The following is a 21,812-nucleotide window of genomic DNA, read 5'->3' on the forward strand; positions in this document are numbered from 1 at the left end:
CATATCACACAGATAATCAGCCGCCCCCAAAAACTTGTGGTCATCCTCCATGTCCCCCTCGCGCACCAGGTGCTTGATATACCCCATCAAAAACGACACATACGCAAGAGGTTGAGAGACGGGCTACCCGCGGGGAGGAAGGTTTCGATGCCTGCGGTGGTGATCTCGTCCGGATTGGTTTTTTTCATGGCATGGGTCCTTATTCGAAAACAGGAACTGCCTCAAACCCTTCTCACCAGATTTGGGTGGCAGCCGTACGCAGGGTGAGAAACCGAGTGAATAAGGAACCCCGGCCAGACCAAGTCTGCCCGCGCACGGCCACCATATGCAGATAGCGCTTATTCGAATCGGGTTCTCACACCCGGTCACCTGAGCGACCCGGAAAAGGTATCCGTGAGCCATTTCCCCGACAACAGCGATACTTCGGCGGCACGCGTAGGATAGGTCCGAAGCAACCATCCTGAAACACTTTCCCAGCCTTTCCAGAATTCCCTTACACCCCCACCGGCACCGGTTTCCGCGTCATGCACCAAAGGGGCACACAAAAAGCCCCCCAGAACCAATTGGCCCAAAAACGTAGGAGCGAGCGCAGCTCGCGATGCGCCGCACAAGCGGCGCTCTCCCAGGCGCAGAACATCTCCAGGCAAACACCTAGCGGCCCACCTACCTCAATGCACCCGCCCCTTGGCAATCTCGATATCGTTCATCAACGCCTTCGCCATATCACACAGATAATCAGCCGCCCCCAAAAACTTGTGGTCATCCTCCATATCCCCCTCGCGTACCAGGTGCTTGATATACCCCATCAAAATCGACACATGCTCATAGGCAGCATCCACAGGTATGCCGGGCTGTACACGCAAGAGGTTGAGAGACGGGCTACCCGCCGGCAGGAAGGTTTCGATGCCTGCGGTGGTGACGGTGTCGGAAACAGCAGCAGGTGAATCAGGAAGGATCTTTTTCATGTGCAACTCCCTACGTTCATGAGGAGTCGCCACATCCATGCCTTCTCACTGGATAGAGGTGGCAACCGTGCACGGGGTGAGAAACCGAGTGAACATAGGAAGCTCGGCCAGGCCAAAGCCTGCCCGTGCCGGTCGCCATAAAGCAGCCGCTACGTTCTAAAGCGGGTTCTCACACCCGGTCGCCAGAGCGACCCGGAAAAGGTATCCGTGAGCCATTTCCCCGACAACAGCGATACTTCGGCGGCACGCGTAGGATAGGTCCGAAGCAACCATCCTGAAACACTTTCCCAGCCTTTCCAGAATTCCCTTACACCCCCACCACCACCGGTTTCAGCCGCGATCACCCCCAACATAACCGCAAAAACCGTGTATCATCCGCCGCCCAAATCATTAAAAAGTGACGTCGCGCGCTGCCTGTCAGCCCTGCGGCCATCTGGCGTTGCGCCAGATTCGACAATGGACCAGACCCCGTGACCCTATCCAAACCCCTCGCCCTGCTCGCCTTCGCCCTGGCCCTGACCGCCTGCAGCAACGGCCCGTCGCATCACAAATCCAGCAACCTCGGCTGGAACCACCCCGGCATGCAACTGGGCGGCGACAAAGGCCTGCCCCTGCGCGCCGAAACCCCGTGCCGCAAGCGCGGCTGCGACAACGACAAGCTGGTCTTCAACCCCGCCAAGACCGAGCCAAACATCAGCACCATCCACCGCGGCTGGTAAGAAATTTCTCCTTTTGGGCCGGTGACTTAGGTTATTTGCGAACAATCGCAACTAAGTGGTTTACAGGCCCAAAACGATCGTTATAATGACGCCCCATTGCCGGTATAGCTCAGATGGTAGAGCAACTGACTTGTAATCAGTAGGTCCCGGGTTCGATTCCTGGTGCCGGCACCATTCAAGGTTCCATAGAAAGCTTTCAAAATCTCTGGAACCCCCGAAAAACCCGCCTTCTGGCGGGTTTTTTCGTTTTGGCGTTCCGTCGGATTCCGAGGGTAGCCAGCGCTAATAAGGGTAGTTTTAAGGATAGAGGTCCGTTTCGATATCGGAGACTACCCTTATGGCCCGCACCACTGCCCCGCTTACAGACACCGCCTGTCGTACGGCAAAGCCCAGAGAGCGCGAGTACAAGCTCTTCGACGGCGACGGTCTTTACCTGCTTGTGCAACCCAACGGCCGCAAGGGCTGGCGGCTGAGGTACGTTAAACCCGATGGCCGCGAAGGCCTGACCGCCCTTGGCAGCTACCCGGTGGTCGGGCTGGGCGACGCACGCCGCAAGCGCTTCGAGATCAAGCAGCAGCTCGCCAACGGCATAGATCCCATCCAGTACAAGCAACAAACCAAGACCCAAGCCGTGATCAACGGCCGCACCTTCGAAAGCGTTGCGCTCGACTGGCATGCGAGCATGGTGCCGAAGTGGGCACCCGGCCACGCCAAGACAGTGCTCAGCCGATTGAAAACTCACGTATTCCCTTTGATCGGTGCCAGATCAATCGTTGAGTTGGACACCCACGACCTCATGCAGCCACTGGAAGCCGTGACGAAGCGCGGCACCATCGACGTGGCGCTCAGGGTCAAGAACTACCTGCAAAGCATCATGCGTGAAGCCAAACGGCTGCGACTGATTACCGCGAACCCAGCTCACGACCTCGATGGCTCGATTAAGACACCACGGGTAACTCACAGACCCGCACTACCCTTATCGCGGCTGCCAGAGCTACTGGCATGCATTGAGGATTACAGAGGTCGCCCGCTCACGCGCCTCACGGTGATGCTGTCGTTGCATGTATTCGTACGCTCCAGTGAACTGCGCTTCGCCCGTTGGAATGAGTTCGACCTCAAGCGCGGAATTTGGGAGATCCCTGACACCCGCCCGGCGCTGGACGGAGTGCCCTTCTCCACAAGGGGTACGAAGATGGCCGGAGACATCCACGTTGTACCCTTATCGCCACAGGCTGTGGCCTTGCTTGAGCAGATCCATGCGATCACCGGCAAGTTCGACCTCGTGTTCGCAGGGGATGCCAAACCGTGGAAACCGATGTCCGAGAACACGGTGAACGCCGCGCTCAGGACGATGGGCTACGACACCAAGGTGGATATATGCGGCCACGGGTTCCGAGCCATGGCGTGCAGTGCGCTGGTCGAGTCCGGGCTGTGGTCGGAGACGGCTATCGAGCGGCAGATGAGTCACAAGGAACGCAACAACGTACGGGCCGCTTATACCCACAAGGCCGAGTTCCTCGAAGAGCGCCGGATGATCATGACCTGGTGGAGCCGGTTTCTGGAGGCAAACCGCGAGGACCATGTGACGCCGCATGAGTTTGCAAGGCAGACGGGCGAGAACGTCACGCGCCTGCGCAGTGCCAAGAGGACCGAGTAACCCGCCGCACCACCACCTCAACTCGCTGTGAAGTTACCCACAGCACCGTATGAAGCTCCTCCGCGCGGGTCCTTTCAAACGGGGCTGCAAAGCCGCCCCGTTTGAAAGGACCATACCTAAGAAAAAAACTGCTGGCACAGCTTACGTCTGTGGAAAACCACAGATGTCCACCGGGGGATATTTTTATCCACAGGCGCTAAACCCCTGAAATCGCTTTGCTTGACGAACATTGTCCACAGGCGTAGACCGGGAGTTGCAAGCGCTGTCGATGACAGCACCCCAGGTGACCCGAACCTTAAAGGTCACGCCGCTCCCGCGGTGGTTCTCCCCAAGGGCGATTCGCATCCGGCAGCTCGCCCGGTCACTACCCATGTGATGGATGCTCTTACACACATAGCGCTCGTGCGCCAGATACACCGTACCTCGCTGCCCTGCAGCAACCTATCCGCTTGGCCGCATATTGCGCCAACCTGTGCCCGTCTCTTTCTCTGGAAAGAGACGGGCACTTCTAACACTGCTGCAGCCTTCATCGCATATGGCTTTGCGGCAATCCCCCTCGTGACAATCGGCGTGACAAACGCCGATGTCACCAGCAACAGCCATGTAGATGATGGTGCCGCAGACCAGGGAATGGACTGCACCTGACTGACAGTCAGGCATGCCCCGGTCATCGCATTGCTGCTTGCACATGGCTCAGGATCTTCAGGCGCTGGTCTCGTCAGCCAGTGCTGCCTCCACCCGCCCACCGGTAACGGTGCTCAGGAGGCCAGATCATGAGATGCCCTTGCTCTTGGTCGTAGAGAGCCGCCAGTCCCGCGTTAGAGGACATCCCCACAGGCCGCAGGGGCCTTGATCCCTGATAACACTCAACATTCTTGGCGGGATGACGTGGGGCGAGGATCGGAGACCAGGCGATGAGGTGATTCGACATGGCATTGGTGGGTAGACGCGATGGCCGTAATTTCGGCTACGGCAGGCAACTGAGCTATGCAGGGCCGCAGGCGTTGAAAGACATGTTCGGCGGCGGCCACTACGGCACGGTGAAGGCACACTGTGATCGGTGGCAGGCATTCGTCAGATGGTGCCGCTCCGAACAAGGACCCGGTATCAATGATGCGCGACAGATTGATCGGAAGGTATTGGCGGACTATGCGGCGTACCTGCGCGACCTGGTTAGGCGCGGTGACCTCGCGGTCAGCACCGCGCAAAATCGGCTATCCAGCGTTAACAGGACCATGGCGGCGCTGCGCGGTGATCAGTGTGTGAAATTGCCCAGTCCGAGCAAGGCGTTGGGGATGCAGCGCAGCGGGATTCGCCTCTCGGTACCGCAGGGCCAAGACCGCGAACAGGTTAAGCAGATCGTCGATGCGCTTTGTCGCGATCATCAGCAACGGGCCGCAGCGACTGTTCTGTTGGCGCGAGCCACCGGCATGCGCCTGCGTGAGTCCATCTTGGCTGACCTGCCACGGCTAAGCCGCGAGGCTAACGACCTAGGTAGGATCAACATCCAGGATGGCACCAAAGGCGGCCGCGCCGGCGCCTCAGCGCCACGATGGATTGCGGTGAACCACCATATTCAAGACGCACTTGGGTTTGCACGGCAGGTGTCGCCTACGAGTAGCCACAACCTGATTGCGCCAGACGAAAGCTATCTAAATGTTCTGCAGCAAATCATCCGCCCAGCGCGGGACGTCCTGCATGCATACAAGCTCAAAGGCTTCCATGAGCTACGAGCGGCGTACGCATGTGAACGCTATGAGCAAATCACCCAACACCCCGCGCCTATCAACGGCGGCCAATGTTGCCAGGCAGATAGGAACCTAGATCGTGAGGCCCGAAGGCAAATCAGCTATGAGTTGGGGCATGGTCGGATCGATGTGGTCGCGACCTACATTGGAGGGCGGAGATGAGCAGGCCATTCGATATGGAGTTGTTCTTGGCTGCCGTGTTGACCGGATCGCACTCGACGCGGCAACGCCATTTGCGGCAAGCAAAGACTATCCAAGCTGAGATTGCAAAACGCTGGCAGCGAGAAACGCCTTGGGCTTGGCAGCGAAAGCATTTGGTTTGGTTTCTTGAACATTACCTCGATGAAAGCAATGAGGCGACACGTTACTACTACCTGCTTACTGTCCGGCTGCTCGCTCGGCGCTTAGAGGCACCTTGGGCTTTCACTATCTGAAAGGGATCTGGTAGCAATAGCCTCCAGCGACAGCAACCGATTCAAAGCTACCCATGGGGAGCCTTCAACATTTTGCGAGCACCCTCGATAGCACCCTCAGCGGTGTGATGCCTAGCGCAAATGAACGTTGCTTATCATGCAGCGGCGATGTCGGCCGTTACAGAGCCTGGGCTAAACCTGGAACTTTCTCTGAAGCACACGATAAAGATGCTCTGACACCAGAACGGCCAGCTGGAAGAATGAAATGCACAAAAAAGCCCGGCAAGCTCATGCTTACCGGGCTTTTGCTACATCAGTGAGGCTGGGATGGTACGTCATCATCCTCAAGGTCAAGCGTACCTTGCTCACCGACTCCTTCAGGTGGCTTAGCCTTCCGAACTTCATCTACCTCAAAGCAGAACGCGGTTTTACCAACCTCGTGTGCGAAAAGGCGCTTGCCATTGCGGAGGGTAATGAAGGGTCTGCAAATCATGGTCATACGGGATCTCCTAATGAGAGAACCCGGAGATACCTGCGGCACTGCAAATGCCGCTAGTCAAGCAGGTGTTGTAAAGAGATAAAGATGTACGTAGAATCTCTCTCCGAGTGTGGAAACCTGACCTCCGGGTTTGATTTCTAATTGTGCTTTGGAGTTCTGCAAAAACATCCATTGCACGGTTCAAAGGGCCTGCCAATGCTGCAAACATTGGTGGGCTTTTTTGTCGACAGAAATAACTATCGGCAATTATAAGTATCTCGTCATATCATTCTGGTGTCAACCTCTCCCCCCTAGTTTTTTCTTTGTTTTTCAGGCTCTTGCCCGAAAAATCGAGTAGCTGTGGCTCAATCGTCAAGAATTGGCTGTTCCGGGTCGCTTCTCAGGCTCACATAGTCAGCCTGCCAGCGTGTCAGATTGAGCGATTGACTGTATGTCAGCGCTTCATCTGAGATCACATCGATTTCAATGAGCTCAATCCACTTCCATGTCTTGCCTTCCCCTGTTCTGCACCGGCTCTCGAAAAGCTCCTCGATAGCTTTCACTGCGGCTTGAGCTGCCTCTTCAGCAATCTCAGGGTCTTCATCAGTCTTGTAGAGAACCAAGATCGAGAGCTCGTAGAGATCATCTGATCCATCTCTAGCCCTCTCCATTCCTTGATCGACGTCGAAGAATACGGCCGGGATGTGGTTGCCGGTGTCTTTGAAGAGTTTGGCGAGGCGCTCAGCTACCTTGGTGTCTCTCAGGCGGCGATCAAATTCGTCTGGGAATGAAGAACGGCGATACCTTGCAGCCAGCCAGCGCTGGAAGATGCTTCGCTCCTGTCCGCTCATCAAAAAGGTGCGAGCCGGCTCATAGGAAATAAAGGCTTTGGAGGGATCCTGGTGTTCCTTGGGGATCCGAACCCGTTTGCTCGCATCGAACTCACAGAGGAGGCGCTGATCTGTTCCAGTCAGCTCCAGATGCAGCCGCCTAGCGGTTTTACAGTGCGTGTAATTGCCATCCAGCTTCTCAGCCAGGATTGTGCCTAGGATCAATTCGACTTCCGGCTCGCCTGCAGCCACCTGTGCAAGGTCACAATCGTGTGTTGCAACAACAGCGATGACTTTTTGCTGGCCATCACAGTCGATGATGATGCCGAGCTGGGCGAGCGTCTCGCTATCGACAATGTATCCTTGTCGCCACGGGGTAGATCGACTCCAGCTCACCATCAACAGCTACCTCATACTCTGTCTTTCAAATGCGGCGATCCGACCGACGCGAGGTCTACGGCAGCCCGATTTCGGTTCTTCAGTCTCGACTCCATGACTGCGCGCTGTGCGCCTTCCTTTTCAGCCATGGCAATGAGTTTTCCTGCTGCCTCTACACCCGACATGCCGCCGGCAACGGCTTCAAGTAGAGACGTACCACCTGGAAGCTTCCGCTTGGCATTCACTTGTCCTGCGAGCGGGTGGGCCACGATACGGTCGGCAGCCGCAGCCAGCTCGTAGAGCAGAGCTTGGTTACCCTCTGAGATGTGCTCACCGGCTTGCCAGTTGTAGATAGCCTGCCTCGAAACTCCGAAGATCGATGCCAATTCAGTCACCGCTGGCTTCAAAGTGGTGCGCACATAAGACAACGCTTCTGCAGCTGTCCTCGGAGCAACTGCGGAATCAAGCTTGGCGATACCTTGAACTGATGCTCTGTATTCCCTGCTTTCACGGCTCTCACGAGGCTGAGGTTGTGGTGCCAAGGTGCCAATGCACAGAGCGAAGGCAACGGTCAGTCCATATCCCCAAGCTAGCGCAGTACTGCCTGTGGAGCTCTTGGCTTTCTCGCGCTCAGCTTCGAGATGCCGACTCGCGGCATTGAAGGATCGGTCTGCCAGACCCGAGCTTGGGGATGGTGCATACATCGTGTTCATAGGTTAACTCCATGCTGTCCGTGCGTGGTCCGTCACGGTCGCGTTAAAGAACAACTTAACGAGGTCGTGAAGGTGTTGGAACCTATCTCTAATTTCAGCCGAATCGTATTTTCGGCGCTCGGAAAAACTGGCGTCGACGTCGACGGTTGCATGCTGTCCATTGAGCTCACTGAAGCGCTGACCTATCTTGAGCGGGGCGGGCAACAGATCTGGCGGGAAGCGGAGCTCGCTGTTTTGGACAATCACCCGCGACACCACCTGTCCAATGTTAGGAATGGTGGCCGACGACTCGGCAAACGAATGGTTATACGTCAGTGGCTGTCCTTCGAACTGGTATACCTGTCCTAGGTCGAGTGAGGCAGGAGTACCCCAAACCTCACGAGCAAGATACTGCTGCAAGGTTTCCCCTTCTGCAGGTACAACCGCATCAAGGTATCTCAGGCCTAAACGCTCAAAATAAGCTAGGCCATCGACCGCTTCCTCCAAGATCTTCAGGCCTCGTTCCAGCTCGGCATAGAATTCCGGGAAGGTCTCGTATTCGGTGCAGCGGAACGAAAGCGCACTAGGTTCCAGCAGGAAGCCTTGGGTGCCTTCGAGATTGGAGAACGTATAGCTCTCGATCTGCTGAACGCCAGGCTTGAAAGGTTGCGTGTCATCGCCACCGGTAACTGCGCCAAAAGAGAACTGCATCTGCTGAGCGCTGCTGAAGTCCGGATAACCGGCCTTTCGCATGCGCTCCTGGATCGCCGGAAGGTAGGACTTCAGCGACAGCAGGGGGTTGTGACGCACCTGGCCGATGGTGAAGTAGACCGGGGCGTTTGCGTATTTCGTTCCCATCTCGATTACTCAGCTTGACACTTTGATTGACAGTTTACAGCTAGGTTTACACGCTAGCAAACGCTGGGTTGGGTTGTATCTGGATTGAACCTACCCCGAGCTAGGCTCACAGCAACTGATTCGGCCGGCAAACCACAGCTGACCTGGGTTTAGGATGAGACTACCGTTCGTCGCCTCATGAGCCTCGCGCGAGAACCTGACCCCGGAGTTGGCTGGAGGACCACATGCACCAAGATATTTTGAGAGCTGTAGAGATACCCCACCCGAAATGAAAATCGGCTAACCGGTCTAGAGAGGACTGCCCACCGGCGTTCGTTCTCAGCATTCTATAAGCCGGGGCGGGTGGATCGCGCAGCGTGGACCGAGTAGAACTCCTCCAGCCCCCCTGAACTGAGAGCGACTCCCATATCTGATACCACCGCTTAGCCTTGAATGGATTTGCGGCTGGGATGGATGAGTACAAGCTTTAATCAAGAATTAGGCTGGCAAGCCCATCCCCAAGGATACTTTTAGAGATAGAGGCCTACATTTACATGAAAAAATATATTTTTAATCATTGAGTTACGATATTTTTCGACTCCTGGTGCCGCACCATACCCAGGATCAAAAAAGGCTCACCGAAAGGTAGGCCTTTTTTGTTCGTGTCCCAGACGCCTTGAACCCAAAGCGATCTGCGTCCGGTTTTATTGTAAATCTCAGATAGTCCTTCCGAGGTGAAGCAATGGCCCTTCAATTCTACGAGAGCCCCTCCACACCACCTACGATGAGGACACAGCTAGCAAGATGGCTTTGAAGACGGACCTATCCATTTTCATCACTCGCTGCATAAAGCAAATGGGCCTCAAACAACACGAGGCTGCTGCCCGGCTCAACGTGACCCAATCCCGGGTATCCGAGGTGGCTAATGGCAAGATCGAGAAATCCACGCTGGACGCCATGATGGATATGCTCGACAAGCTCGGCTTCCGCACCAGCCTTGTCTTGCCCTCGAACGATGCTGGCGCCCTACCGCAGATTGTTATCTCGCAAGTACGCGGTAGCTAGACCCTGTAACCCATGTTTCTATTGCCACCAGATCCAGTATCCGCTCCCATGCCATGGTGTTCCACCAGCTATGATCGGACAGCTCACAACCAACGCGGACACCAAGCCCCCTTGGGCAACACTGCCATAAAGGCCGCTCACCAAATCACCGGCTAACACCCATGAACCTCAATCTGAGACCCGCATCAGTCACCGACCTGCCAGCAATCTACCTGGGCGAACAAGACTATATCCGCACCTGGGAGCCGTCCCACGAAGCGGCCTGGCGAGCAGATTTCAGCCGTCATCTGACCCGCTGGGTAACTCATTTCGACAAGTTCACTGTCGCAACCATAAGCACAGATTTCGCGGGGTATTCGCTGTGGATGCCGGACGGTGACTGTGCAGAGTTGTGCACCATTAACGTGTTGGAAACCCGTAGGCGCAACGGTGTGGGCTCTGCGCTGTTAGATGCCTACATCTCAACCGCAAGATCACTGCGCTTTGCGAGACTGCGATTGAGCGTAAGGCCCGATAATCCCGCACGATTCATGTATTCGAGAGCTGGGTTCGTGGTTACTGGAATCGGGCCGCAGGGTTATGAGGTGTTTGAGCGAGCAATCGATTGACCCGCACAGGTTGTATGTTCACCGAAGTGATCTAGCGTTGCAGGGGTGTGGGGTTATTGGGGCTGCGGGGCAGCCCATCGCGACCTGCGGTCGCTCCTACGGGTGTTTGATCTGGGGGAAATATGGCCATCGATTTTCATTCTGAAGACAACCGCAACACCTACGCCAGCCGTGAAGCCGATAGCGGCTGGGCTGCAGCTATCAAGGCTATCGTCAACCCGGTAAACAAGCGGGTAGCCGACATTGGCTGCGGGGGCGGGATCTATTCGGTTGCCTGGCACCGCCTAAGCGCCGAGCGCGTCACCGGTGTGGATTTCTCGGCACAGATGCTGGAGGCAGCACGCAGTAATACAGAAGGCCTGGAGGGAGTCGCGTTCCAGGCCGGCGAAGCGACGGCAACCGGCCTGCCAGACGCCTGCGTAGATATCGTTTTCGAACGGGCACTGATTCACCACCTGCCCACCTATGACGCTTGCTTCGCCGAGGCCTTCAGGGTTCTGCGAGACAACGGCCACGTACTGATTCAAGACCGCACCCCTGAAGATGTAACGCTCGCCGGCTCACCTGAGCATATTCGCGGCTACTTCTTCGAACGCTTCCCTCGTTTACTGGAAGTCGAACTGGCTCGCCGGCCGAGGCACGACGAGGTGGTGCGGGCGCTGACCGCAGCGGGCTTTACCCATATCCGTTCGATGCAACTCTGGGAAACACGCAAAACATACACCCACATCGAGGCCCTGCAACAAGACCTGGCACAGCGCACCGGGCGCTCCATTCTGCACGAGTTGAACGACGCGGAGCTGGCAGACCTGATCGGGTTTATCAGCACGCAAGTGGGTGATGCCTTGCCGATAGAAGAGCAAGACAGGTGGACGCTCTGGTACGCCACCAAAGCCTGAGTTTGATCCCGGTCAACGCGTAGGCGACGGGCAGGCATAGGCTGAGGTCTGGCAACCTGACCCAGGACCCTCACCATGGCCAAGAAATTTCCCAAGAACCCAAGCCACCCCGAGCGTATCTGCTGGGGGTGTGATGTGTACTGCCCGGCCAAGGCGCTCGCCTGCGGCAATGGCGCAGACAGGACCATGCACCCGGTGGAGCTGTTCGGGGAGGACTGGGACAGTTGGGACGCGGCGAAGGGGGAAGAAAATGAGGCTGCCGGGCAGCCGATTCGCGGGTGAACCCGCTCCCACAGGGGCTATGGGAGCGGGCTGCCGGGGTTAGAAGTTGGTGCTAACGGTCAGTGACAGGCTGCGCGGGTCGCCATAAATGGCACCGGCGTAGAAACCGTAGCGGGTGTAGTAATGCTTGTCGAACAGGTTGTTCGCGTTCAGCGTGACGCTGGTGTCATCGGTAACCTGGTACTTGGCCATGGCATTCCAGATGGCGTAACCCGACCAGTTCACGTCGGTGGCGCCGGTGCTTACGCCGTTGGCGGGCTGGCCGGCCGGGGTGGAGATGGCGCGGATGTTGGTTTGCGCGGTTACGCCGGCACCTACGGTCAGGCGGTCGAGCGGGCCGCTGAGGTGGTAGGTGGTGGAAGCCTTGAACAGGTGCGACGGGTCGCTGCGGCCGTCGCTGTCCACGCGGCGGAAGTGCAGGTAGGTGTAGCCGGCATACACGTTCCAGTCCGGGGTGAGCGCGCCGGCGATTTCCAGGTCGATGCCGTCGGTTTCCTGGCCAGAGCCGGCCTTGTAAGCGTCGTTGCCGGTTGGCGTTGGCACGCCGCCATCGAGCACGGCCTTGTTTTCCTGCTTGTTGCGGAAGTACGCCGCCGAGGCGTTCAGGCGGCCGTCGAACCACTCACCCTTGATACCCGTCTCGTAGCTTTGCCCACGGATCGGCTCCACCTTGGCGCCGCTGCTGGTTTCCTGGGTTTGCGGGGTGAAGACGTCGGTGTAGCTGGCGTACAGCGAGTAGTTTTCGTTCAGGTCGTATACCGCGCCCAGGTAGGGGGTGACGATGCCGCTTTCTTCCTGGCTGGTGCGGGCGCCGTTGACGCTGCGGGTAATGGCCGAATAGTCGGTGGTGCGCACCCCGGCGATGACCGACAGCGGGTCGGTGATGCTCAGGCGGGTGGCGGCGTACAGCCCCTGCAGGCGGGTTGTGGTTTTGGTGTGTCGGCCGGTTTGCGAGGCGAGCATGTCGTAGTCGGCGTTCACGCCGTTACGCCAGTCGCTGATCGGCAGGCCGTTGTTGGCGCGGAACAGGCAGCCGACCACCGGGGCGCCGATCCGGCCGTTGCCGACCATGTTGCAGCTGTACTCGGGCGACCAGGCCACGGTGCGGCTGTCGTTGTAGCCCACCATGGCCTGGTGGGTGCGGCCAAACAGCTGGAACGGGCCAGAGAGGTCGATCTGCGCCGACTGCTGGGTGGTATCGCTGGAGCTGTGCAGGCCGTTCAGCACTGCGCCGCTGCCGTCCTGGTCCCAGTAGCCGCCAAAGCGGCCGCGCCCAGCGGAGTTCACTTTGCCCAGGCCCCGGTGGTTAAGGGCATCTGTGGTGCTCTGGGCAACTTTCAGATCCAGCGCCCAGTCGTTGTCGAAGCGGTGTGCCAGCGAGCCGAACGCGGTGCGGGTGGTGTATTCGCCAAAGCTCCAGCTGGGTACCAGGTTGTTGCTGCGCGGCAGGTCGGTTTTGCTGCCGTCGCGGTACCAGATAGGGATGTTCGCGCCCCAGCCGCCACCCACCACCTTGTTGTACTCGTACTGGTAGCCGGCACCCAATGTGGTGGCGTCGTCCAGGTCGAACTCGAAATTGGCCAGGGCGGCGCGGGAGCGCTCGGACTGGTTGTCGCGGAACGAGTTGGCGTCCTGCTGAGTCATCACAAAGCGTGAACGCAGGCGGCCGTCCTCCGACAGCGGCAGGTTCAGGTCGGCGCCCAGGCGGCGTTTGTCCCAGCTGCCGTAGGTGGCGTAGGCGCTGCCGCCAAAGGTTTTGGTGGGTGCCTTGCGGATCAGGTTGACCGTGGCCGAGGGGTCGCCGGTGCCGCCCAGCAGGCCGTTGGCGCCGCGCACGATGTCGATGCGCTCGTACAGGTCCATGTTCAGGGCGTTGCCGCTGCCGCTGAAGTCGGAAGCGCCGGGCGTTTGCAGGCCGTCGATTTTCCAGTTGGTGATGGCGTAGCCACGGGCGCGGTATTCGGTGCGGCCACCCACTTCAAGCTTGCTGGCGGTAACGCCGGGCGTGGTTTCCAGCGCCTGCTCGATGCTGTGGATGGCGCGATCATCCATTTGCTGGCGGGTGATGGTGGTGACCGACTGCGGGGTCTGCCGCGGGGTCAAGTCCAGGCCGGTGGAGCTGCGGGTGCTCTCGACGGTGTAACCCAACTGGCCCGCTTCATCGCCGGGCAGCATGGCGCTGTCTTCGATGTTGGTGGCGTCCAGCACCAGTGGGGCACTGTCGGCGGCCATGGCGCTGCCACTGATGGCCAGGGCGACCAGCAATGCGACAGGGGTAATGCGGGTGCCGGCGCAGGTGAATGAGGTAAAGGTTTTCGGTGTGCTCAAGGGATTCATTTGGGAAGGCTTCGTATTTGCAGATGATTTTTTGTTAGGATTCTAGGGATCGGCCCTCCGGGCTCTACACCCGACATGTATGGGGTTGTAATTGAACGTAATGAGCGCCGCTGGCCCTCACCTGAAAGGTGTCCTGCACATGAGCACAACCCTGCTGGTTGTCGACGATGACGACGAGATTCGCGAACTTCTCTGCGACTACCTCAAGGACGCTGGCTACACCGTACTGGCCGCGGCCGATGGCAAGCAGATGCGCGAACAGCTGGCCCGCCAGCCGGTGGCACTGGTGGTGCTGGACCTGATGCTGCCCGGCGAAGACGGTTTAAGCCTGTGCCGCCAGTTGCAAGCCACCCCGGGTCTGGCAGTGATCATGCTGTCGGCCAAGGGCAGCGCGCTGGACCGCATCATCGGCCTGGAGGTGGGTGCCGACGATTACCTGGCCAAACCTTTTGAACCCCGTGAACTGATCGCCCGCATCAAGGCAGTGCTGCGCAGGCCGCACCGGCTGCACACCGCCGTGCAGGCACCCGCCCAGGTGGAGGCCCATGCCTTTGCGGGCTTTCGCCTGGAGCACGTGAAACGCCTGCTCACCCGCCCCGATGGCGAAACCCTCACCCTGCCCCGCTCCGATTACCGCGTGCTGCGTGAGTTGCTGGAAGCCAACAACCGTGTGGTGTCGCGCGACCAGCTCACCCGCAGTGCCTTCAGCCGCGACCACCTGCCCGACGACCGCTCGGTGGACATGTGCGTCAGCCGCCTGCGCCAGCATCTGCGCCATGCACCGGGGGGCGTTGCGCAGATACTCACCATCCGCAACGAAGGCTACCTGCTGAGCATTGCCAGCCCCCAGGCAGATGCCTGAGATGCGCTGGGCCCGTCGGCTGTGGCCGCGTACGCTGTTCGGCCAGCTGCTGCTGATCATGGTGGGCGGCACGCTGGCCATTCAGTTGATGTCCAGCAGCATCTGGTTCGACGTGCGCTTCGCCCAGGTGCTAGAAGCCCCGGTGCGCCTGATCGCCGCCCGCAGCGCCCCCTTGATCGCCCAGGCGCAGTGCCATGCCGGTGCCGTGAAGGTGCCCGCCCACTATCAACTGCGCTGCGCAGAACAGCTGCCGCCGCTGGAAGCGGACGAACGACGCGGGCGCAAGCGCGTGGAACTGCTGCTGCACCAGGCCCTGAAATACGAGCTGGGGCGCGAGCCGAACGTGCGCCTGATGAAGGTGCAACTGACCGACGAACTCGGGCGGCCCATCGTCTGGCGCAGCCTGTTCGGGCTGCGTACCGCCCAGGCGCATATCCAGTTTGCAGTGCCGCTGGCCGATGGGCACTGGCTGACCATCGACGGCCAGGAACTGCAGGGCTGGAGCGGCGAGTCGGCCTGGTTGCTGATCAGCGACTATTTGCTACGGGTGTATGCGCTGCGCATCGTCGCCGTGCTGCTGGTGTGCCTGATTGCCGTACGCCTGTGCCTGCGCCCGCTGCGCCGCCTGGCCGATGCGGCGCGGGGGCTGGGTGGCAACCTGGAGCAACCACCGCTGGCACTGGACGGGCCCGAAGAAGTGCGCCAGGCGGCGCAGGCCTTCAACGCCATGCAGCAGCGCCTGATCGCCATGGTCAACGACAAGGCGTACTTTCTGGCCGCCGTGTCCCACGACCTGCGCACCCCGCTGACGCGCATGCGCCTGCGCCTGGAGCGCATGCCCGACGACGAACACCGCCAGCGGCTGCGGCAGAACATCGCCCAGATGGACGACATGATCGGCCAGGTACTGGACTACCTGCGGGCGGGTGAACAGCTGAACCTGCAACACGTGGACATCGACCGGCTGGTTGCACGCCAGTGCGCAGAGCTGGCCACCGTTGAGGAGCCACTCCCGGTGCACGGCCAGGTAGGCAGTGTGAAGGTGGATGCCTTGCTGCTGCAGCGTTGCCTGCAGAACCTGCTGGTGAATGCACTGCGTTACGCCAATGGCGTAAGCGTCACGCTGGAGCGTATGGGATCACAGGTGGTGATTCACGTGGATGACCGGGGGCCGGGTATTGCACCTGAACTGCTGGCGACCATCACCGAGCCGTTCGTGCGGGGTGAAGGCTCACGCAACCAAGGGTCTGGCGGGTACGGGTTGGGGATGAGCATTGCCCAGCGCATTGCGAACAGCCATGGGGGCGAGCTGACGGTGGTAAACCGCGAGGGGAGCGGGCTGCGGGTGAGTATCGGGTTGCCGGCCTGACGGCGGGCAACCATGGCTGCGGAAGGCGCCCCCAATGGTATGGGGGTAGCCTTTGGTTCAGCAGCGGATCAGAAGATGCTGATCGGGTACTCGACGAACACGCGCACTTCATTGCCGTCGTCGTTGTAACCGTTCTGGCGCACGGCGTCGTTGGTACGCACGAACGAGCTGCGCAGCTTGATCGACAGGTCCTTGGCCGGGCCTTCCTGCACCACGTAACGGACCTGGTTGAAGATCTCGCGCTCCTTGCCCTCGCCGTAGCCCTGCGGGTTGGCGACGGTGCGGGTGTTGATGTTGTCACCCACCACGTAGGCCAGCTTGTAGGTCAGGCCCGGGATGCCGTAGGCGCTGAAGTCCAGGCCGTAGCCCAGCTGCCACGAACGCTCGTCTTCGGCGTTGAAGTCCGACCAGTAGGAGTTGGCCAGGAAGATGGTGGAACCACCGTCACCCACGCCGCCCTTGTTCTGGTACCAGCCGTAGTTGTAGCCGGTGCTGCCAGTGCTGCGCTGGTGGGCGATGGTGAACGAGTGGGCGCCATAGGCGTAGGTGGCGGCCAGGCTCCAGATGGTGTTGGAGTCGCCGTTAAGGCCGGCTGCCTGCACGTACTTGTTGTCGATGTTCGACTTGTAGCCGTTGAAGTCCAGGGTCAGGGACTGGTCATTGGCGATGGCATGAACGTAGTTCAGGCCCAGGTAGTGCTTCTTCATCACGTCTTCGTTGTCGGCGGTGTACAGCGACGCGGTGAAGTTGTCGGTGAACTTGTAGCTGCCGCCGAACACGTTGATCGACTTCAGGCCGCCGCCGTCACGGCGCTCGGCGCTCTTGCGGGCTTCCTGGGTGAAGCGACCGGCGTTCAGCTCCAGGCCTTCGATTTCCTTGGAAGTGATCAAGGTGCCGGTGAAGCTTTCTGGCAGCAGGCGCGCGTCGTCGTACTGCAGCACGGGCAGGGCTGGCATCTGGTCACCGTACTTGAGCACGGTGTTGGAGATGCGGAATTTAACGGCGGCACCGGCGCGGGTCAGGTTGTGCGGCGAGCTGGCGTTGCCATCGGCGTTGGTGGTGTCGCGTGGCTTGAAGAAGTCCACGCCACCGCCACCGTTGTGGCCTTTGCCGCCATCCAGGCGCAAGGCGTACAGGCCAAATGCGTCCACGCCGACACCCACGGTGCCCTGGGTGAAGCCGGAGGAGAAGTTACCGATGAAAGCCTGGCCCCATTCGATCTGGTCGTCGGTGCCGTGCTTCTTGTCGCGGTTGATGTAGGCGTTGCGCAGAAGGACGTTGGCGTGGCTGTCCTCGATGAAGCCCTTGCTGGCGGCCTGGTCATTGGCCTGTGCCTGGGTCGCGGCGATCATCGCCAGGGCGACCAGGCTGATCCTGGTATTCAACATGTTGTTTTCCTTATTTCTAGATCAAGAACGCTCTGCAATATGGCGCCAGGAACCAACGCCCCTTCGTAGGTTCGACGCTATGCGGGTCCAGCCTGGGAGCCATGCCGGTAAGTACACGGCGGCTTGAGGCAACAGCACGGCCAATGGGATTGGCCAGCAGGCGTTGGCCGAATCCTAGCGGTGGGTGAGCGCGAATGTCAAAAAAACGTGAAATGCAGGTCGATATAACCAAAAAGCAGGTGTGGAACGAGGCATTTTTCTACGCGTTTGGGCTATAGGCAGTGATTCCATCTCAAGCGGGATTATCCAACCTGACCATTAGGACAATTCTCCGTGAGCCGGTGAGACGGATGAATTAGTTACAAAGTGATACATATGTAACGGGAACTCTTTACAAATAGCCAGGCAATAGCAAATGGTAGGCATTACCATTCGCACCTCCATTAATGCCTGGTCTGGATACGCTCCATGCTTGCCCCCAAACGTCTATCTCCCCTCTCGCTTTCCCTTTCGTTGCTGTTCACTGCAGGCTTTGCCAGCGCTGCGACCACCACCCTGCCTGAGCTGTCGGTGACCGCCGATAGCGAGCGCGAAAAAGACAACCCCCGCGTGAAGGAAGTGAGCACGGCCACCCGTACCGCTACGCCCGTGCGCTATGTGCCCCAGGCGATCGATACGGTGAAGGCGGCGCAGGTGCTGGATTACGGCAGCAATACCTTGGGCAAGGCACTGGAAGGCATCCCCAACGTGAGCAGCGGCGCCGATACGCGCTTCGACAGCGTGCGCATTCGCGGTTTCGAGGCCAGCAACGACTTCTACCTCGATGGCATCCGCGATGACAGCCAGTACATCCGCGACCTGCACAATATCGAACGGGTCGAGGTGCTGAAGGGGCCGGCAGCGGTGCTGTACGGGCGCGGCAGCCAGGGCGGCATCGTCAACCGGGTGAGCAAGGCACCGGAGGCTGGCCGGCGCTCCACCGTCGAGGCGCAGGCCGGCAGCGAAGACCTGCGCAGCCTCTATGCAGACTTGAGCGCCGACCCCAGCGACACCGTGAGCCTGCGGTTGAACATGGGTAACCAGGACAACAACAGCTTCCGGGACGGCATCGATGGCAGCCGCCAGCTGTTCGCACCCTCGGTAAGCTGGCAGGTCACCCCCGACCTGAACTGGCTGGTGCAGTACGAATACAGCCGCTTCAACCGCACCCCCGACCGCGGCATCCCGGGTGTCAACGGCCGCCCGGCCGACGTGAGCCGCAGCACCACGTATGGCGATACCCACCGTGACTACATTGACGACCGCGCCCAGTCGCTGCGCTCGCGCCTCAACTACCAGCTGAACGAAACCTGGCAGCTGCGCCACACCCTGGGCCTGTTCAAGCTGGACAGCGAGTTCGACAACACCTACCCCACCGCCTACAACGCCACCACGGCAACGGTGACCCGCCAGCGCTGGCAGCAGGACCTGAATACCCGCAACCTGTTCAACAACCTGGAAGCCGAGGGTGACTTCGACACCTTGGGCCTGGAGCATAAATTGCTGCTGGGCCTGGAGTTCGGCAACCAGCGCCGCGACCCCACCCTGTACACCGCCGCAGCGGTATCTGCCGGCGGCAGGCCGGTGCCGGTGCTGCCCCTGAACAACCCGGATCGCAGCCGGCAGCACAACGGCCGCATGGTGGTGTCGAGCAACAACCACACCGTGGTCGATAGCCGGGGGGTGTACCTGCAGGACCAGGTTCGCCTCAATGACCAGTGGCAGGTGTTGGCCGGTGTGCGCTTCGACCAGTTCGAAGTGGAGACCACCAACAAGGTGCGCAACCTGGCTGAGAAGCAGGACAGCCGCACCACCAGCCCGCGCCTGGGCGTGGTGTACACGCCGTGGCGCGATCACTCGTTCTATGCCTCGTGGAGCAAGACGTTTGCACCTGTGGGTGGCGGGCTGATCGGCATTACCCCAGGCGCGGCGGGCAACACCAACGATACCGGCCCGGAGCTGACCCGGCAGAAAGAGATCGGAGTAAAAAGCGACTGGTTCGATCAGCGCCTGACCACCACCCTGGCGGTGTATGAACTGGAGCTGTACAACCGCCGCACCCGTGACCCGATCAACCCGGAAATCACCCTGCTCAGCGGGCTGCAGCGTTCACGGGGCATTGAGCTGACTGCCACGGGGAATGTGATCGGTAACTGGTACGTACGCGGGGGTGTCGGCCTGCAGGACGCCACGGTGGTCAAGGACAACAACGGCCTGGAAGGCAACCGCATCAATGATGTGGCCAAGCGCAACGCCAGCCTGTTCGTCACCTGGAAGCCGGAGCTGGGCTGGTATGCCGAAACCGGCCTAACGCTGGTGGGTGAGCGTTATGCAGACAACCAGAACACCACGGTATTGCCGGGGTACGGCCGCTGGGATGCATTGGCGGGGTATCGCACCCATGACTGGGACGTGCGCGCTGCGTTGAGCAACATTGCCGACAAGACCTACTACAGTTCGGCGACCAGTGCTGCGCAGATTCAGGTGGGTGACCCGCGTAGCTTGGTGGTGACAGGGAGTTACAGTTTCTGAAGGGCCCGCTATAGCTGCGCGGTTGATCCGCGAAAAACCCCACCCCATAGCCCTGCATTCAGGGCATATGGGGTGGAGTGGCGCATGCCCGCAAAGGCTGACGATCAGTGCCACACCGCCATCAACGCCTGCATCTCTGCATCGCTGATCAGCCCCTGGGGGTAGCGCCCGGCAAGTAGACGTCGTGGGTCGGTCGTCCTGACCCTGTTGCTTCCATGGTGTTTCAACCACCTCGCCCACACCTTCAGCGCTGAGTGATCCACTGCCATTGGGCGCAAAGCCGACTCACTTGCTGCATTCATGTCTACACGTACTCCTGGCCCGTGAGCAGCTAACTTACGTAGGTATTGTTACAAACGGATAACCCAACCCAGCCGGGCTATCTGCTTGATAAACAATACAAAACGTATGCCAGCCACCGCGCCGGGCGTCGGGCGGTGCAGAACCCTAGCGGTGCAGAGGCGCAGGCTGCTGCTGCGTCAGGCAATGAATGTTGCCCCCGCCCAGCAGCAATTCACGGCCCGGGATCATCACCACTTCGTGGTCCGGGAAGATCTTCGCCAGAATGGCCTTGGCCTCGGCATCTGCCGGGTCATCGAAACTCGGTGCAATAATGCCGCCGTTGACGATCAGGAAGTTCACGTACGAGCCCGCCAAGCGTACCGAAGGGTCGCGCTCCTGGCTGCCAGCCACCTGGTCGACGCCTGCGCATTCTTCAGCGGTGGCATACAGCGGCCCCGGGATCGGCATCTTGTGCACGATGAATTCACGGCCCTTGGCATCGCGGGTGTTTTGCAGCACCTGCAGCGCGGCATGGCAACGTGCATAGTTGGGGTCGTTGGAATCATCGGTCCAGGCCAGTAACACTTCGCCCGGCCGCACGTAACAGCAGAAATTGTCGACGTGGCCATCCGTTTCGTCGTTGTACAGGCCATCCGGCAGCCACACCACGGTGTCCACAGCCAGGTTGTCGCGCAGCACCGCTTCGATCTGCTCGCGGTTCAGGTGCGGGTTGCGGTTACGGTTGAGCAGGCACTCTTCGGTGGTAATCACGGTGCCTTCACCGTCCACGTGAATAGACCCACCCTCCAGCACGAACCCTTCGGTGCGGTAGCGCTGGCAGCGCTCCATTTCAAGCACCTTGGTGGCCAGCTCTTCGTCACGGTTCCACGGCGCATACAGGCCGCCATCGAAGCCGCCCCAGGCATTGAAGCCCCAGTCCACGCCCCGCACTTCGCCCTGGTCGTTGATAACGAAGGTTGGGCCGGTATCACGCACCCAGGCGTCATCGCTGCTCATTTCCACGACCCGGATGTTCGGCTGGTCCAGCTGGCGACGGGCGTTTTCGTACTGGCCGGCAGACACGGCAACGGTGACGGGTTCGAAGCGGGCGATGGCCTTGGCCAAGGTCACATGGGCTGCCTGGACAGGCTTGCCGCCCAGACGCCAGTTGTCGGGGCGCTCTGGCCAAACCATCCATACCTGGGTTTGCGGGGCCCATTCGGCGGGCATGTGGAAACCATCGGCACGGGGCGTGGAATTGAGGGTTTTCATCGTTGACCTCTGTCAATGGCCCTGACCGAACGAGGCGGGCGTTGGGGAATTTATAACCGATATATATCTATAATTAAAGCGGGAAATAGATCATTACATTGCCTTAACGAACGCTATAACCGATAAGAATCGGTAAACGCTGTGCTGTCCAAGCCATCAC

At 59.6% G+C, this 21,812-nt stretch carries 18 protein-coding genes, 1 tRNA gene and 2 pseudogenes; 12 read left to right on the plus strand and 9 right to left on the minus strand.

Features of this window, described 5'->3' with window-relative positions; genetic code table 11:
• Together IAE33_RS21690 and IAE33_RS21695 are read right to left on the minus strand one after the other, a co-directional pair.
• Positions 1-188: pseudogene (locus IAE33_RS21690) on the minus strand (DUF3077 domain-containing protein); the annotation flags it as partial.
• 480 nt (positions 189-668) lie between these two features.
• Complete coding sequence (locus IAE33_RS21695; RefSeq protein WP_201165070.1) at positions 669-965, minus strand: DUF3077 domain-containing protein; 297 nt, start codon at positions 963-965, stop codon at positions 669-671.
• Positions 966-1,435: 470 nt separating this feature from the next.
• Here IAE33_RS21695 and IAE33_RS21700 point away from each other — a divergent pair, with 470 nt between their 5' ends.
• The 5 genes from IAE33_RS21700 (at position 1,436) to IAE33_RS21720 (ending at position 5,523) form a co-directional block, all read left to right on the plus strand.
• Positions 1,436-1,684 carry a hypothetical protein gene (locus tag IAE33_RS21700; RefSeq protein ID WP_201165072.1) on the plus strand — a complete coding sequence of 83 codons (249 nt, stop codon included), beginning with the start codon at positions 1,436-1,438 and terminating at the stop codon, positions 1,682-1,684.
• 98 nt (positions 1,685-1,782) lie between these two features.
• Positions 1,783-1,858: transfer RNA gene (locus IAE33_RS21705), tRNA-Thr, on the plus strand.
• Positions 1,859-2,021: 163 nt separating this feature from the next.
• Positions 2,022-3,341 (plus strand): tyrosine-type recombinase/integrase, encoded by a 1,320-nt coding sequence (locus tag IAE33_RS21710; protein ID WP_201165074.1) that lies wholly within the window; start codon positions 2,022-2,024, stop codon positions 3,339-3,341.
• Between the two features lie 929 nt (positions 3,342-4,270).
• The gene (locus IAE33_RS21715) at positions 4,271-5,251 is read left to right on the plus strand and encodes an integrase domain-containing protein (protein ID WP_201165076.1); all 981 of its coding nucleotides are present in this window, start codon (positions 4,271-4,273) and stop codon (positions 5,249-5,251) included.
• A complete protein-coding gene (locus IAE33_RS21720; protein WP_201165078.1) occupies positions 5,248-5,523 on the plus strand; it encodes a hypothetical protein in 276 nt (91 codons plus the stop codon). Before IAE33_RS21715 ends, IAE33_RS21720 begins: the two co-directional genes overlap by 4 nt.
• 822 nt (positions 5,524-6,345) lie before the next feature.
• Here IAE33_RS21720 and IAE33_RS21725 read toward each other — a convergent pair.
• Genes IAE33_RS21725 through IAE33_RS21735 form a run of 3 tightly spaced genes read right to left on the minus strand, consistent with a single transcriptional unit; the run spans position 6,346 to position 8,738 of the window.
• Positions 6,346-7,209 carry a hypothetical protein gene (locus IAE33_RS21725; RefSeq protein ID WP_201165079.1) on the minus strand — a complete coding sequence of 288 codons (864 nt, stop codon included), beginning with the start codon at positions 7,207-7,209 and terminating at the stop codon, positions 6,346-6,348.
• Positions 7,210-7,220: 11 nt separating this feature from the next.
• Complete coding sequence (locus IAE33_RS21730; protein ID WP_136912509.1) at positions 7,221-7,901, minus strand: Cro/Cl family transcriptional regulator; 681 nt, start codon at positions 7,899-7,901, stop codon at positions 7,221-7,223.
• Between the two features lie 3 nt (positions 7,902-7,904).
• A complete protein-coding gene (locus IAE33_RS21735) occupies positions 7,905-8,738 on the minus strand; it encodes a TIGR04255 family protein (RefSeq protein ID WP_049696752.1) in 834 nt (277 codons plus the stop codon).
• 721 nt (positions 8,739-9,459) lie between these two features.
• On the opposite strand from IAE33_RS21735, the pseudogene IAE33_RS21740 reads away from it, so the two are divergent.
• The 4 genes and pseudogenes from IAE33_RS21740 (at position 9,460) to IAE33_RS21755 (ending at position 11,571) form a co-directional block, all read left to right on the plus strand.
• Positions 9,460-9,782, plus strand: a pseudogene (locus tag IAE33_RS21740) (helix-turn-helix domain-containing protein).
• 161 nt (positions 9,783-9,943) lie between these two features.
• On the plus strand, positions 9,944-10,390 hold the full coding sequence (locus tag IAE33_RS21745; protein ID WP_201165081.1) for a GNAT family N-acetyltransferase: 447 nt from the start codon (positions 9,944-9,946) through the stop codon (positions 10,388-10,390).
• A gap of 122 nt (positions 10,391-10,512) precedes the next feature.
• Positions 10,513-11,289, plus strand: coding sequence for a class I SAM-dependent methyltransferase (locus IAE33_RS21750; RefSeq protein ID WP_201165083.1), 777 nt, complete (start codon positions 10,513-10,515; stop codon positions 11,287-11,289).
• Between the two features lie 75 nt (positions 11,290-11,364).
• Complete coding sequence (locus IAE33_RS21755; RefSeq protein ID WP_201165085.1) at positions 11,365-11,571, plus strand: DUF3079 domain-containing protein; 207 nt, start codon at positions 11,365-11,367, stop codon at positions 11,569-11,571.
• A gap of 39 nt (positions 11,572-11,610) precedes the next feature.
• Here IAE33_RS21755 and IAE33_RS21760 read toward each other — a convergent pair whose 3' ends face one another.
• Positions 11,611-13,908 carry a TonB-dependent siderophore receptor gene (locus IAE33_RS21760; RefSeq protein WP_201165087.1) on the minus strand — a complete coding sequence of 766 codons (2,298 nt, stop codon included), beginning with the start codon at positions 13,906-13,908 and terminating at the stop codon, positions 11,611-11,613.
• Between the two features lie 139 nt (positions 13,909-14,047).
• On the opposite strand from IAE33_RS21760, the gene IAE33_RS21765 reads away from it, so the two are divergent.
• On the plus strand, positions 14,048-14,770 hold the full coding sequence (locus IAE33_RS21765) for a response regulator (protein WP_201165089.1): 723 nt from the start codon (positions 14,048-14,050) through the stop codon (positions 14,768-14,770).
• 1 nt (position 14,771) lies between these two features.
• On the plus strand, positions 14,772-16,139 hold the full coding sequence (locus IAE33_RS21770) for an ATP-binding protein (protein WP_201165091.1): 1,368 nt from the start codon (positions 14,772-14,774) through the stop codon (positions 16,137-16,139).
• A gap of 68 nt (positions 16,140-16,207) precedes the next feature.
• Here IAE33_RS21770 and IAE33_RS21775 read toward each other — a convergent pair whose 3' ends face one another.
• Positions 16,208-17,527, minus strand: a complete 1,320-nt coding sequence (locus IAE33_RS21775; RefSeq protein WP_201165092.1) for an OprD family porin — start codon at positions 17,525-17,527, stop codon at positions 16,208-16,210.
• A 468-nt stretch (positions 17,528-17,995) separates the two neighbouring features.
• Between IAE33_RS21775 and IAE33_RS21780 the strand changes: the two genes are divergently transcribed.
• Complete coding sequence (locus IAE33_RS21780; RefSeq protein WP_201165093.1) at positions 17,996-20,098, plus strand: TonB-dependent receptor; 2,103 nt, start codon at positions 17,996-17,998, stop codon at positions 20,096-20,098.
• 104 nt (positions 20,099-20,202) lie between these two features.
• Here IAE33_RS21780 and IAE33_RS24675 read toward each other — a convergent pair whose 3' ends face one another.
• Both IAE33_RS24675 and aguA read right to left on the minus strand, forming a co-directional pair.
• Entirely contained in the window at positions 20,203-20,400 is a 198-nt protein-coding gene (locus tag IAE33_RS24675) for a hypothetical protein (protein WP_236407160.1), read from the minus strand.
• A gap of 145 nt (positions 20,401-20,545) precedes the next feature.
• Positions 20,546-21,652 (minus strand): agmatine deiminase, encoded by a 1,107-nt coding sequence (gene aguA, locus IAE33_RS21785; RefSeq protein ID WP_201165097.1) that lies wholly within the window; start codon positions 21,650-21,652, stop codon positions 20,546-20,548.
• Between the last annotated feature and the right edge of the window lie 160 nt (positions 21,653-21,812).

The organism is Pseudomonas sp. S60 (genome assembly GCF_016647865.1).
GTDB lineage: Bacteria > Pseudomonadota > Gammaproteobacteria > Pseudomonadales > Pseudomonadaceae > Aquipseudomonas > Aquipseudomonas parafulva.